This is a genomic window from Vibrio sp. SCSIO 43086, assembly GCF_051132235.1.
Classification (GTDB): domain Bacteria; phylum Pseudomonadota; class Gammaproteobacteria; order Enterobacterales; family Vibrionaceae; genus Vibrio; species Vibrio diabolicus.
Genome location: NZ_CP072677.1, coordinates 2,216,882 through 2,229,719, shown reverse-complemented (window position 1 = coordinate 2,229,719; position 12,838 = coordinate 2,216,882). Strand labels below are relative to the sequence as shown.

The following is a 12,838-nucleotide window of genomic DNA, read 5'->3' as shown; positions in this document are numbered from 1 at the left end:
CGGTTTAGCACATTTGTTTTTATTATTAGGAATTACTATGAATCAAATTACCAAACTGACTCAGTTCGCGTCTATGTTCTTTATGACGCTGGCTTTGAGTTTGTTCTCTCTGAATATTTCAGCACAAACTACCGATACCGGTTGGATGACCAACCCGCAACATCCTCCAGTGCAAACGCGCTTTGTACTAACGGGTCAACAAGATCCGCAAGCCAAAACACTTACAGGTTATTTGGATGTCAAGTTAACCGGAGACTGGAAAACTTACTGGCGATCGCCGGGCGAGGGTGGTGTCGCGCCATCGATAGATTGGCAAAACTCGCAAAACCTGAGCAAGGTTGATTGGCAATGGCCATATCCGCAAAAGTTCGAGTTATTGGGCATTGAGACTCTCGGTTACAAAGGCGACACTTTGTTCCCAATGACGCTGCATATCGACGATATGTCGAAACCCGTCACGATTGATGCAGTGCTCACGCTTTCTTCCTGTACTACGATTTGTGTGCTGACGGACTACCAAATTCAATTGACGTTCTTACCCTCTGAGCTGAAAGTGGACGAAGACGTGATGTTCAGTTACGCCCAAGCGGTGAGCAATGTTCCTCAATCTTCGCCTTTTGTTGAGGTCACGCAAACAAATTGGGATGCGACTCAATCCAAATTACAAATCAAACTAAAGAACACGCAAGGCTGGCAAAATCCTCAAGTGTTGGTGGATGGTGTTGGTGATGCGATTCGTGACTACAGCTTCAAGTTGGATGGACTTCAGCAAGAAGGTGATATCGTCACAGCAAATTACTCGGTTGATACCTGGCTGGGTGAGGTAGAGCTTAATGAACAATCGTTATATGTTTCTATCAAAGATGATAACTTGCTGGTCGAAGAGGTAACACAAGCACAAGCAGGAGCGGTTACATCGTCACTGCCAACTACCTCTTTAGCGAGTATTTTCTTATTTGCACTGTTAGGCGGTTTGATTTTGAACATCATGCCGTGTGTGCTGCCTGTATTGGGGATGAAGCTCAGCAGTATTGTGGCTGCGCATGGTGTAGAGCGCCGTCAAATTCGTACCCAGTTTATCGCTTCTTCTCTGGGGATTCTCACTTCGTTCTGGCTGATAGCTGGATTCATTTTGGTGTTGAAGCTTACAGGTAACGCGATCGGTTGGGGCGTGCAGTTCCAAAGCCCTTGGTTCCTAGGATTGATGGTACTAGTCACTGCTTTGTTCGGTGCCAATATGTTGGGGTTATTTGAAATCCGTCTGTCATCGGGTACCAATACATGGCTCGCATCGAAAGGTGATAACTCTCTAGTGGGTCACTACGTTCAAGGTATGTTCGCCACTTTGCTTGCGACACCTTGTTCCGCACCGTTTTTAGGCACTGCCGTTGCTTTTGCCTTGGGCGCGGACGTATTAACGTTATTTGCAACCTTTACAGCATTAGCATTGGGTATGGCACTGCCTTGGATCTTAGTCGCTGTGTTTCCAAGTATCGCGCTAAAACTACCAAAGCCCGGTCCATGGATGAATGTCGTTAAGATCGTGTTTGGCATAATGATGTTGGCAACCAGCGTTTGGCTACTTTCATTAATGGCAAATCATGTACCGATGTTATGGATTGCACTCATCGCTGTGGTTGCTTTTGTAGTAATGATGGCAAGAGTTAAGAAAGTGTATGGTGAGAAAGCACTTGCTGTATCGGGGACCGCATCGTTAGTGTTGATAGCTGGTGGCCTGTTACTTGGTAGTGTCACTGCCGACCAATGGGCGACACCGCTTCCTGAGGACTTAGCGTGGCAGAAGCTTTCTAATTCAGCGATTGAAGAGCACGTCAATAATGGGCGAGTGGTGTTTGTTGATGTGACTGCGGATTGGTGTGTCACGTGTAAAGCGAACAAGATCGGCGTGATCTGGCAAGATCCTGTCTACTCATTGCTGCAAAGCCCTAATGTGGCGACGTTAAAAGGGGATTGGACGCATCCGGACGGCTCGGTAACGGACTTTTTACGAGCTCATGGGCGTTACGGTGTGCCGTTTAATATCGTCTATGGCCCGGCGGCGCCACAAGGTATCCCGTTACCTGTGATTCTGACTGATGATGTTGTTTTAAGCGCGGTGAAACAAGCGAGTGGGGGATCCATTCAATGAGTTCGACAAAGCAGCGTAGAACAGTCCGATATTGGCTCGTTCAAATCGTACAGATGGTGCTCATTGTCACCGTTATTTCTATCGCGATGGATTGGTATCGCACCAAAGATATTCCCAAACAGGAGGCACCACCATTGAGCTCCGTATTGAGCGATGGTGAATACTTCGATGCAATCGCACAAAGTCATGAACAACCTGTCGTTGTTTATTTTTGGGCGACTTGGTGTCCCGCTTGTAAATTTGTAAGCCCAAGCGTGAGCTGGCTGAGTGATGACTATGCCGTAGTTGGCGTTTCTGGCTCATCGGGACCGAATGAGCGCGTGGCGCAGTTTATGCAGGCAAAAGAATATCGTTTTGAAAACATAAACGATCCTTCAAGCGATATTATGCGTGAATGGAAAATTAGCGTGACTCCAACCATTTATATTTTAAGAAATGGTGAAGTGACCTCTATTACGACAGGCATCACAACGCCGATAGGAATATTGGCGAGAATTTGGTTGGCTCGATAACGAAATAAAAATCCGATATTCAAAATACTGAATATCGGATTTTTTCTTTTTATTTTCTCGCTCCAACGGGAATCATAATGTGTGCGTATGGAGTGCCTTTCCACATCACGTATGGGCCACCATAACTTGGATCGGTTGGTAGAGAGTCGAGCAACGCTTGGTCTGGCGTAATAATCATCAAGTGTGGTCCTTCCACAATCCATTGATTATCGTCCGTCATCCCTTCTGCAAATGGGTCGGTGTTACTGGCACCGCCATCACCCGCTAACATGTAAGAAATACCTAATGCTTTGGCTTGGAAAGGTTTTTTGTTCATCCAAGCGTCTGCCCATTCCATCCAAGGACCATCCATACACATTGGCGCTGTGCCTTCCAATTGAGGTGGCGTTGGGAAGCAAGTGTATTGGCTAGAACCTTTTTGAAGAACGTTATTGTTCCAGTCCATCACCGTTACTTTATCGCGAATAGTCGGTGGTGCAGCACTCAGTGCATCTTCTAAAAGTGCTTTTGAATCATCGGCTGCGAATGCGCCAAAAGCGCAGCTGACCGAAACAACAGCAGTTAAATAAGGAGTTAGTTTCATAAATTAAACCTCAAGTTAATACAACATGAGAATTTGAGCACTTTAATTATAGAATGATATTAAAAATAAGAACCATTATTTAAATGGAAAATAATAAGCGATAGGTTTGTTATGTTAATTTAAGTGTTCTTTCATATACAGTTTATCGTCTACTAATACGTGTAGTTTAAAAACATCCGGCTGTTCTGCTTTGAAGCGTTACCAAAAGATGCTAGATAGGTGTTTTTAGTGATATGAGCTGAGTTTATTTGTAATCTATATTTTCAACACCTAATTTCCCTCGTATGGCTAATCGTATAAAAAATATTTCATCTTTATTGTTGCCACGCTAAGGCGTACTTTCTTAAGTATATGATTAGCTATAAAGGTAATGAGAATGGGACTAAAAATCCGTGGTTCTGTTGGTATAAATGGCACTAACTCTAAAAATGATGTTAAAGCAGTTCAACAATTTTTAAATGATAACCAAAAGAGAATAGGGTTTACCCGACTGTTGGTTGTTGATGGCTCGTTAGGGCGGAGCCCTCATTTATCGAAAACAGTAGAGGCAATAAAAGTGTGTCAGCGTAAGCTGCTTTATATGGTAAAGCCAGATGGTCGGATTGATGTAAATGGTAGAACTCATCGTAAGCTCAATGGATTACCAACCTATAGCTCAGTGAAAAATGATCCTCATGATGCTCAAAAACTAGTAACCAAAGTACCTTGGATGAAAACAGCGTTGGGAGAAATTGGACAAAAAGAAGTTTCAGGCACTAAGGCCAATCCAAGGATTTTAGAGTATTTTACAGCATCTAAGTTCTGGGGCACTGATGACTCTGGAGGTCAAAATGCTTGGTGTGGTTCGTTTGCCGCTTGGGTTTTTAAACAACACGGAATCACTCCAGTAAAAGAAGCTTATCGAGCAAAGGAGTGGAAGGGTTTTGGTAAAAACATCTCAGAACCTATACATGGAGCTCTAGGGATTAAATCGAGAAAAGGTGGTGGGCATGTTGCTTTTGTCGTGGGAAAGAGCCCTGATGGTAGGCATTTGTACATGTTAGGAGGAAACCAAAGCAACCAAGTCAATATAGCAAAGTACTCTATTGATGTCTGGGACAAGTTCGTAGTACCGAGTAACTACGATGAAACAAAAGGTACTTTACCTGTATATACAAAAGGCTCTGCCTTAGCAGGAACGGAAAGTTAAATATGAAGAAATTTATAAGTTTGCTAGGCTGTGTAAGCTTATCAGCTTGTGCTTCACAGGGAGTGTACTCTCAGAATGAGGTACTCAAAGATGCGATAGTTCAAACGCCCTATTCTGCAGTGGTGAAAATTACAGGTTTTGAAAAGTTTGCTGAACACGAGGAAGATGTTCTCTTTAAAGTTCAAGCAGAAGTGATTCAGAAACTTCGTGGAGACGTTGGGTCTGAGATTACTTTCAGTATGTATGGCGAGCTAGGAGATGAGCCCAATATACACAATGATCCTGTCATTCTCACACTATGTCGTGATAAAGATACATATTATTGGCCTGGAACAGGGGCTGAGTTTGGGGCTAATCAAGAGAATATATTAAACGCTCAAGAAACAGCTGCTCACTTGGATACAGAGCAGCGCCATTTTGCACATTGTTCAGAATGAAATGGATAGCGGTTGAAACGAGCGGTTACAGAGCTTGTTAGTCGCCATCGTAGACAGCGTCTTTGCTGAATGATTCGTCGAGGTTTTTTAGTCTTTGATTGTCAGAGGCGACTGACAAAACCATACCAACTGTGACAACCAAACCGCTATTAAAGCAGGATATTATTCCTTCAACTTTGTGTTTTAGGAGTAGTCATTAGACTACCCAATAATTGTTGGAATAAATAATGACGAAACGTTGGCTTGTCTCCGCTGTGAGCATCGCGCTGCTCGGCGGTGGTACGTATTTCTATCTCCAATCTGCTGCTCAACCAGAATTGCTGCCTACATTGATTGTGGAAAAAGGCACGATTGAAAAACAAGCGGTGGCTGTTGGTAAAATTGTCCCTGCACACTCTGTGTCTATTAAGTCACAAATCGACGGTATCGTCGGTGAAATTTACGCGAAAGTTGGTGAAAAGGTGAAGCAAGGCCAGCCGCTGATCAAAGTGCGTCCAAACCCACCCCCCCAAGCATTAACGGATGCATCGGCAGAACTCATGCGTAGCGAAGCCGATCTGGAATCCGCCAAACAAAAACTGTCCAACTTAGAAAGCTTGGTCAAGCAGGACATTATTCCAAGTAACTACGACGAATACGTAAGTGCGCGCTCGGCAGTCAAATCTGCGCAAGCGGACGTATTGCAAAAGCGCCAGAATCTCGAACTCATCCGCAGTGGTGAGGCGTCGATCGGCGATGCGCGTTTAACGTCGACGATCTACGCGCCAATTGATGGCACGGTACTCAACCAGAAAGTTGAGGTCGGAGAGCCGATCATCTCGACTCAATCAAGCCAAGCCGCGACTGAAATGATGTCATTGGCCGACATGAACAGTCTGATTTTTAAAGGTAGCGTCAGTGAGCATGATGCTGCGCAGTTGTCTCCGGGAATGCCCGTTATGTTGACGGTTGCGCCTTATCCTGATGGGGCGATTTCTGGTGTGCTAACCAAAGTGGCGATTCAATCTGAAAACCTTAACTCACCAGAAGGCAACGCTTCGGCAAAAAGTTTTGATAACGGTTTTGAGGTTGAAGTGGGAGAACTCAAGATCCCACAAGATGTGTTGCTTCGTTCTGGTTTTTCTTCGACGGCTCAAATCATTCTGAAGAAGTCTGAAAACGTGCTCACGCTACCGGAGCGCGCTCTGCAATTTGATGGTGACGCACCGAATGTTCTGATCCCCGATAGCTCAGAACAAGGGTTTCATAAACAACCGGTGAAACTCGGTCTGTCAGATGGCATCAATGTCGAAGTGCTTGACGGCGTGGAGCTTGATGAAGAGGTTATCGACAACAGCATGATGGGAGCGGCGCATGGTTAAACTGCAACGATCAAAAATCGCCTTTGTATTGTTGGTTGCCACACTCAGTTTGCCGACCTACGCAATTTCTATTGAACAAGCTTGGCAACAAGCAAAGCAGAACGATCCTAATTACGAAAAAGCGAAAATCGGCGTCCAGCTTGGCGAGGTTGGCGTACAGAGTAGCCGCAGTGCGTTATTGCCGGGTTTAAGTGCCAGTGCATCAGCGGATTGGAATGAGTCCTCAAGCCATTCGAACAGTTACGGCGCTACCTTATCTCAAACTATTTGGGATAGCAGTTTGTGGTCGGAACTGGATCAAGCGAATGCCAATTATCTCAAAGCACAGTTAGAGCTATCTCAATCGCATAACGAGCTTGCGCAGAAGCTGCTCACCGCTTACCTAGATGTGGCAAGCGCACAGGGCGACCTCAAATTGGCGCAGTCCAAGCTGGAGGAGGGGAAGGAACTTCTCAACATCATTGAGAAACGCTATCGAGCAGGCAAAGTGAAGTCGGTTGATGTTGAAGAGATGCGAGCGAATCAAGTCTCTGAGCAAGCAAGTATCCTCAATGCAAAAGCCGATCTCGAAGTGAAAAAAGCAGAGCTTGCGGCGTTAATCAATCAAATGCCGGAGAGTGTCGACCAAATTCGAACGGATTCTTTAATTCAGCCGCCGATGCAGGTGGACTCTCAGGAGCAATGGCTAAAGCTGGCGAAAGACAGCAGTCCAGAGCTGTTGGTGGCGGCGCAGATGGTGAAAGCGAGCGAGTTCGCGAAAGATTCAGCTAAAGGTGGATACTACCCGACCGTCAAAGGCAGTGTGGGCTACAGCGATGGTGACAATCGTTCAAACGGCGAGTTTAACGCTGGGATTAGTTTGAGTTTGCCGATTGACCTCAATGGTGCAGTGCGAGCGAAAGTGGACGAAGCATCGTTGAACATTTTAAGCGCCAAGCAAGATATGCGTAGAGTGGAAATTGATATTCAGAAACGAGTTATTCAGCAGTTTACGCAGGTCGATATCAATTGGAATCAAGTTTTAATAGCGAACGAGCTGGTTGAGTCGCGCGCCAGAGTGTTGCAAAGCAAAGAGAAACTTTACGACGCTGGTCTGCTTGAAGTGTCGGAAGTTATCAGCGCACACAACAGCTTGTTTGAGGCGAAAAACAGCCTGCAAACCAACTTGTACAGCTACTGGCGCAAGAGAATCGGCTTACTGCAAACCGCAGGGAAACTCGATGACGATACCATGGCGTTGATCTCTCGAGCTTTTCATTCATGAGCAGTCTATTGCAACAAACTTGGCAAACGTTGATGGCGCACCGCATGAAGAGCGTGCTGGCCATTATCGCGATTGCTTGGGGCGTGATCTCTGTGGTGGTGTTAATCGCACTTGGCGAAGGCTTTTATCGCCATCAGACCCAGTCGTTTTCATTTATGATCAACAATGTGCAAGTGGTGTTTCCGTCGAGTACCAGTAAACCGTGGCAAGGGTTAGCTTCAAGACGACAAATTGATATTCCACAAGAAAAAGTCGACATGATCAAACAGTCAGGCTTCGTGCAACAGGCGTCAAGCGTTTACGCCAAATGGGATGCGAATATCACCAATCTCAAAGGACAGAACTTATCGAGTACGGTCAGCGGTATTGATACGTCTTACTTTCCTTTAATACAACGCAAGCTGCAATCCGGTTCGAGAAACCTGTCACCAAGTGATATGAAAAACCACACTCGCGTGGCAGTGTTAGGCGATCAAATTGCGCAAATGGGCGGAATCCAAATCGGGGATAGGCTCAAAGTCGACGGCATTCCGTTTTTGGTGATTGGTGTCACCGTCGGTGAGGACGCTGGCATTTCATTCGGCGATAGCCGCACGGTTTTCATTCCTCAAACAACGTACCGCGATTTGTGGGATGCGAAACCTTGGATGGTATTGATGAAGCCGAGAGACGGGATGGATGCACCGTCGTTTCGACAAAATATCGTGAACTTTTTCGCCAAGCAGCTTCATTTTGACCCAAGTGATAAAGACTCGGTCGAATTACCCGATTTTAGTGAAGGTGCGGCGGTCATCAGTGGAATTTTGCGTGGCATTCAGATTTTTCTCGGAGCGAGCGGCGCGATGACCATGGCGGTCGGTGCGCTTGGCGTTGCCAACATCATGTTTTTATCCGTCACGGAGCGCACGCGTGAAATCGGTGTGCGTTTGGCGATCGGGGCGACTCAAAAATCCATACTCAGTCAGTTTATTCTTGAAGGGCTTATTTTGGTAGCCGTGGGCACGGCATTAGGTCTGATGTTTTCGTATGCAGTGGTATCTGTCTTAAGCAGCATGGCATTACCGGAATGGATTGGTTTACCTGTGATCACGCCAGATTCCATTGCTTGGTCTTTACTTGTGACGCTTATCTTGGCATTGATGGCGTCGTATTTCCCAGCAAGGCGCGCATCGCGTCTCACGCCAGTCATTGCTTTGAGTGCGAGGGCTTAGTCATGTTGTTACCGATGAGACAAATTTTCCAAGAAATGGCGGCAGAAAAGCTGAGATTGGGTTTGACCATTCTGGCTGTAGCGTGGGCGACCCTCTGTATCGCTGCTATGTTGGCGGTAGGTGAGGGTATTCGTCAGGGCGTATTGAAAACCGCACAAAATGGTAACGGCAACTTGATCTATTTGACCGGAGGGATGGCCACCGTCGACCATGGTGCTTTTCACCAAGGTAAATTTCTGACATTAAAAATGGACGATTCAGAGATCGTTCGAGCGTTACCCGATGTAAAAAGTGTTGCGCCAACTGCGAAGTGGAAAGAGCGTATCACCGTTGGTGACAGAAGCTCGTGGCAAGAGCCGTTAGCTGTCACGAGCGAGTTTCAATCCATGACCAATTTGGTGCCGATGGTGGGGGGACGATGGTTAAATCCACTCGATCAAAAAGAGACGCGCAAAGTCGTTGTACTGGGTTATGAACTGGCAGCCGACTTATTCAACCCGAATGAGGACTTTAGTTGGTTTGCGACAGTCACATTGCAAGTCAACCCTGTGGGGAAAAAGGTAAAAATCGGCAATGAGGAGTTCACCGTTGTGGGCGTATTGGAGAAAAACAGCGCCCAAATAGAACTGGGGGATCTTATCAACTATTCCAGCTTTGTGCCGTTAGCGACGTGGAAGCGATTTCATGTCAACGGTGAAATTGGTGGCATCAATGTGCAGCCAGAAGCGGATGTAGACCGAGAAGCCTTAGCAAAGACGATCAGGCAAGTGATTGCCCGTAAACACGGGGCAAGTGTCAGCGATGAGCAGATCGTCCAAGTCGATGATATGTTCCTTAAGCAAAAGAGTATGCAGCAGTTTCTGATAGGTTTGCAGAGTTTTCTTGGCATTATCGGCTTCGTCACGTTAGCTGTTGCTGGCGTCGGCATTGCCAATGTGATGTATGCCACCGTAAAGCGATCTACGCGTGATATCGGCGTGCGCATGGCAGTCGGTGCAACCCCAACGGCTATTCGTATGCACTATTTAGTACAGTCTTTATTGACAATGATGATGGGGGGCGCGCTTGGATTAGCCGTGACGTACGCGCTGGTGTCTGCCATCAGTTCCATTCCTTTAGAGGGCAATGCCTTTTATGAACAACTGGGTAAACCTGTCCCTGAGTTGTCGTGGGTCGTTGTCGCGATTGTCATCCTCACCTTAGTGATCATAGGTGTGGCATCTGCATGGTTACCTGCAAACCGAGCCGCAAAAGTCAGCCCGTTGGAGGCGCTACAAAGTGAATAACAATAATAACTCTGGAGAGAACATGTCGAACCAGCCGCTTGTTGAGCTGACCAACATCTGTAAATACTACTCAAGCGGGGAGGCGGAAGTTCGCGCGCTAGACGGCGTTGACTTAACTATTAATCAAGGCGAGTTTCTTTCGATTCTTGGCCCGTCCGGTTCGGGTAAGTCAACGTTGATGAACATGCTCGGCTGTTTAGATAAGCCCACCGATGGCGAGTACCAACTTGGCGGTCAAAACGTCGCAAGTTTAAGTGCGAATGACCTGGCTGGCATCCGTAACCAGAGGATCGGATTTGTCTTCCAAAGCTTTAACTTATTGGAATACGCGACGGCGCTCGATAACGTGGCACTGCCGTTGGTTTACTCTGGCATCAAAGCCAAAGAACGTCGACAGCGCGCTGCTAAATTGCTAGAGCAAGTCGGGCTAGGGGATCGTTTAGACCATAAACCAAACCAGCTTTCTGGTGGTCAAAAGCAGAGAGTTGCGATTGCAAGAGCCTTGGTCAACGATCCGCAAATCATCTTAGCGGATGAGCCAACGGGTGCATTGGATTCAAAATCCGGCGCAGAGATTGAAGCCTTGTTCAACCAACTTCACGCTGAAGGCAGAACCTTGATCATCGTGACGCACGATAACGCCCTCGCAGAACGCACCAAGCGCATCATCACTATCAAAGATGGCAAGGTGATTTCGGATAGGGATCCGGAGGGAAGATAAATGAATTTTTCTTGATTGAGACTGGAGTTATTTTAAGGAAGATAGCCATGGAATAGGAGACGCTATCTTCCTTTATTTTTATTCGCGATGTTCGCCTTGTCTCTCTTTTATCAAGTCATGCTTTTGTTCTTTAAGTAGAGTGATTGCGAGCTTAGTGTCCTCAATCAATTTACTGTTATCGTTGAGATCTTTGCTCTTCAAAGGCAAAACCAGATAATGAATGCTGCCATCCTCATTCTGTACTCCGGTAGCAATGATGACATCACCTTCAGACGCCGTACCAAAATACTCTGAAACCACTTTGGTTTCGCTGACACCGTAACTATCCAAATAGGATGATTCCGTGTTGTCAAACAAGATAGGAACCCCTTGCTTAGCTAATGTTCGCAATTGTTCTTGCTTTTGCTCGTCGAATGGATAGTCGGTTGTACTGATATAACTTACCTGTTCAGCTTCAATAAAATCGTACAGTTCATTGCTCAATTCATTTAATGGGGCAGATATCCAAGGTGTAGCTGGAATGACGTCGGAAGTGGCGTCATTGTCATTCTGTGGTGTTGGAACGGTAACCACCTCTTGAGCAGCATCGCTCTCAGGAGGCGTTACACTTTTTGTCTCAGTTTTCTCTGTCTTGATTTGCTCGTCAAAGCTTGCAACAGAATCGCTCTGGGAATTCTTGTTATTTGAATTAATTAGAAATATGGCGAGTACTGCACCAAGTGCTAGCGCCGATCTAGTCAAGAGTTTTTTATTACTTGTCATGTCTTACCGTTTATTTCATTAGTAAATACGGCGGCCACTTATTCACTCCGTGGCCGCAGGCTAATAAGTTAGTGGTAGAGCGCGTTATTCCAAGAGATAGTTACGGCTCGGCTAGTCTCTGTCCATTGACTGCTATCACGATTTTTCTTCCAGGTATTTTCTGGAGTGGTATACCAGCTACACCAGTCACGACCAAAGTAGTAATTGGTTTTTCGCCAACCTGCAACCAGCTTGACTTCTGACGTATCTAGGCCATCTTGAATATCATTTTTTCGATATACAACACCGACTTGCGGTTTAAAGTCAGAGCGCATCACGACAGGTAATTCGCTATAGTCAATTAGGTTGCCCATGTCACAGCTGGTCCAACGGTACAATAACCAGTCTTTAGGTGGAGTATTGTGGCGGATAGTCTGGTTTTCGATAAGCCAATTAATGCTCTCATTGGTCTGATCAAAATCAGCCACCGTCTGAAATTCTGGTTGATCGTAAGTTACGCGGTTACTCCAGGAGATACCACCGCTAATATTTGGAGAATCAGAAGCACTGAAGCCAAGATTAAAGTCCAAAGACTCACTGACAGATGCTGTTGCAATAGTGTTTTCTGGAGCATGGCTCATATGACGTAAAGGGGCACCATTTAAATAACTCAGTGCCAGTTTAAAGGCTGTTGGGATTGTGTAACGGTAGTCTCCACCGGTGGCAAAACCATAGATCTGCTCTTTATTCGGTACATTAGTCATGTCGAAACCAGAACCTCCGTTTAGAAGCAACTTGGCTTCCTTAGCTCCATTCGGCAGCAAAGATTGATTCCAGACATTTTCTAAGGAGTAAATTAAGCGGATTTTCTTCGAGCGTGCATCGCTATCATCGAGCTGTAGCAAGGTCGAAGTGTAAGCTTTTAATGTATCTTCAGCATGTGCTGGAGCTAGAGAACCAAGTAATGCGAGCGCGATAATACTCGCGGAAAGGTGCTGTTTTTCCATTGTTACTTCCTATTAGTCAGCCCATAAAGGTTATTATTGGGTTTTAACAATAACTCTATAGGTGTTTTATAATTATGGACAGGTTATTAATTTGTGCTCAATAATTGAGCGGTGAAATATTGCATCTTGTTTTTTAATAAAAAAAGGAAAAGTATAGATTCGTGGGATTAATGTCTCATGGTTTTTAAATTCATTAATCAACTGTAATAAATAAGAATGTGGTTATTAAGCCTTACCTTTTTAAGTTATTGCTTAATTTTTATTTTCTAATGTTATGTTTAAATTTCCTTATTGATAGAAGTGGAGTTTATAAGTGTTAACCATGTTATTGTTGAGGTTTTTGTTATGCCAAACTAAGTAAAGTTTCGTTATGTGGT

12 protein-coding genes are annotated in these 12,838 nt (G+C 45.5%); 9 read left to right on the top strand and 3 right to left on the bottom strand.

The annotated features are described in order from the left end of the window. Positions 1-37 precede the first annotated feature (37 nt). Together J8Z23_RS10630 and J8Z23_RS10625 are read left to right on the top strand one after the other, a co-directional pair. Positions 38-2,149 (top strand): protein-disulfide reductase DsbD family protein, encoded by a 2,112-nt coding sequence (locus J8Z23_RS10630; RefSeq protein ID WP_253651831.1) that lies wholly within the window; start codon positions 38-40, stop codon positions 2,147-2,149. Next, the gene (locus J8Z23_RS10625; RefSeq protein WP_041852915.1) at positions 2,146-2,661 is read left to right on the top strand and encodes a protein disulfide oxidoreductase; all 516 of its coding nucleotides are present in this window, start codon (positions 2,146-2,148) and stop codon (positions 2,659-2,661) included. Before J8Z23_RS10630 ends, J8Z23_RS10625 begins: the two co-directional genes overlap by 4 nt. Positions 2,662-2,710: 49 nt before the next feature. On the opposite strand, the gene J8Z23_RS10620 is transcribed toward J8Z23_RS10625, so the two are convergent. Continuing rightward, positions 2,711-3,244 carry a hypothetical protein gene (locus J8Z23_RS10620; RefSeq protein WP_023585292.1) on the bottom strand — a complete coding sequence of 178 codons (534 nt, stop codon included), beginning with the start codon at positions 3,242-3,244 and terminating at the stop codon, positions 2,711-2,713. A 376-nt stretch (positions 3,245-3,620) separates the two neighbouring features. Here J8Z23_RS10620 and J8Z23_RS10615 point away from each other — a divergent pair, with 376 nt between their 5' ends. The 7 genes from J8Z23_RS10615 to J8Z23_RS10585 all read left to right on the top strand — a co-directional run bounded on the left by J8Z23_RS10615 (position 3,621) and on the right by J8Z23_RS10585 (position 10,713). Then, a complete protein-coding gene (locus J8Z23_RS10615) occupies positions 3,621-4,433 on the top strand; it encodes a TIGR02594 family protein (RefSeq protein WP_046874446.1) in 813 nt (270 codons plus the stop codon). Between the two features lie 2 nt (positions 4,434-4,435). Next, positions 4,436-4,870: a hypothetical protein gene (locus J8Z23_RS10610; RefSeq protein ID WP_052708172.1), complete on the top strand. Its 435-nt coding sequence runs from the start codon at positions 4,436-4,438 to the stop codon at positions 4,868-4,870. A gap of 227 nt (positions 4,871-5,097) precedes the next feature. Next, positions 5,098-6,231 (top strand): efflux RND transporter periplasmic adaptor subunit, encoded by a 1,134-nt coding sequence (locus tag J8Z23_RS10605; protein WP_434633433.1) that lies wholly within the window; start codon positions 5,098-5,100, stop codon positions 6,229-6,231. Further along, positions 6,224-7,495, top strand: a complete 1,272-nt coding sequence (locus J8Z23_RS10600; protein WP_434633431.1) for a TolC family protein — start codon at positions 6,224-6,226, stop codon at positions 7,493-7,495. Before J8Z23_RS10605 ends, J8Z23_RS10600 begins: the two co-directional genes overlap by 8 nt. After that, complete coding sequence (locus tag J8Z23_RS10595; RefSeq protein WP_301659660.1) at positions 7,492-8,706, top strand: ABC transporter permease; 1,215 nt, start codon at positions 7,492-7,494, stop codon at positions 8,704-8,706. Before J8Z23_RS10600 ends, J8Z23_RS10595 begins: the two co-directional genes overlap by 4 nt. Before the next feature lie 2 nt (positions 8,707-8,708). Continuing rightward, entirely contained in the window at positions 8,709-9,992 is a 1,284-nt protein-coding gene (locus tag J8Z23_RS10590) for an ABC transporter permease (RefSeq protein ID WP_258692811.1), read from the top strand. 22 nt (positions 9,993-10,014) lie between these two features. Beyond that, positions 10,015-10,713 (top strand): ABC transporter ATP-binding protein, encoded by a 699-nt coding sequence (locus J8Z23_RS10585; RefSeq protein WP_253651837.1) that lies wholly within the window; start codon positions 10,015-10,017, stop codon positions 10,711-10,713. Between the two features lie 78 nt (positions 10,714-10,791). On the opposite strand, the gene J8Z23_RS10580 is transcribed toward J8Z23_RS10585, so the two are convergent. Then, complete coding sequence (locus tag J8Z23_RS10580; RefSeq protein WP_434633427.1) at positions 10,792-11,475, bottom strand: topoisomerase I; 684 nt, start codon at positions 11,473-11,475, stop codon at positions 10,792-10,794. Positions 11,476-11,543: 68 nt separating this feature from the next. Next, positions 11,544-12,461 (bottom strand): leukocidin/hemolysin toxin family protein, encoded by a 918-nt coding sequence (locus J8Z23_RS10575; protein WP_301659659.1) that lies wholly within the window; start codon positions 12,459-12,461, stop codon positions 11,544-11,546. Between the last annotated feature and the right edge of the window lie 377 nt (positions 12,462-12,838).

What these genes read in the sequence shown, in the direction of transcription:
- J8Z23_RS10630 (WP_253651831.1), top strand. Translation starts at nt 38, where the DNA reads ATGAATCAAATTACCAAACTGACTCAGTTCGCGTCTATGTTCTTTATG.
- J8Z23_RS10625 (WP_041852915.1), top strand. Translation starts at nt 2,146, where the DNA reads ATGAGTTCGACAAAGCAGCGTAGAACAGTCCGATATTGGCTCGTTCAA.
- J8Z23_RS10620 (WP_023585292.1), bottom strand. Translation starts at nt 3,244, where the DNA reads ATGAAACTAACTCCTTATTTAACTGCTGTTGTTTCGGTCAGCTGCGCT.
- J8Z23_RS10615 (WP_046874446.1), top strand. Translation starts at nt 3,621, where the DNA reads ATGGGACTAAAAATCCGTGGTTCTGTTGGTATAAATGGCACTAACTCT.
- J8Z23_RS10610 (WP_052708172.1), top strand. Translation starts at nt 4,436, where the DNA reads ATGAAGAAATTTATAAGTTTGCTAGGCTGTGTAAGCTTATCAGCTTGT.
- J8Z23_RS10605 (WP_434633433.1), top strand. Translation starts at nt 5,098, where the DNA reads ATGACGAAACGTTGGCTTGTCTCCGCTGTGAGCATCGCGCTGCTCGGC.
- J8Z23_RS10600 (WP_434633431.1), top strand. Translation starts at nt 6,224, where the DNA reads ATGGTTAAACTGCAACGATCAAAAATCGCCTTTGTATTGTTGGTTGCC.
- J8Z23_RS10595 (WP_301659660.1), top strand. Translation starts at nt 7,492, where the DNA reads ATGAGCAGTCTATTGCAACAAACTTGGCAAACGTTGATGGCGCACCGC.
- J8Z23_RS10590 (WP_258692811.1), top strand. Translation starts at nt 8,709, where the DNA reads ATGTTGTTACCGATGAGACAAATTTTCCAAGAAATGGCGGCAGAAAAG.
- J8Z23_RS10585 (WP_253651837.1), top strand. Translation starts at nt 10,015, where the DNA reads ATGTCGAACCAGCCGCTTGTTGAGCTGACCAACATCTGTAAATACTAC.
- J8Z23_RS10580 (WP_434633427.1), bottom strand. Translation starts at nt 11,475, where the DNA reads ATGACAAGTAATAAAAAACTCTTGACTAGATCGGCGCTAGCACTTGGT.
- J8Z23_RS10575 (WP_301659659.1), bottom strand. Translation starts at nt 12,461, where the DNA reads ATGGAAAAACAGCACCTTTCCGCGAGTATTATCGCGCTCGCATTACTT.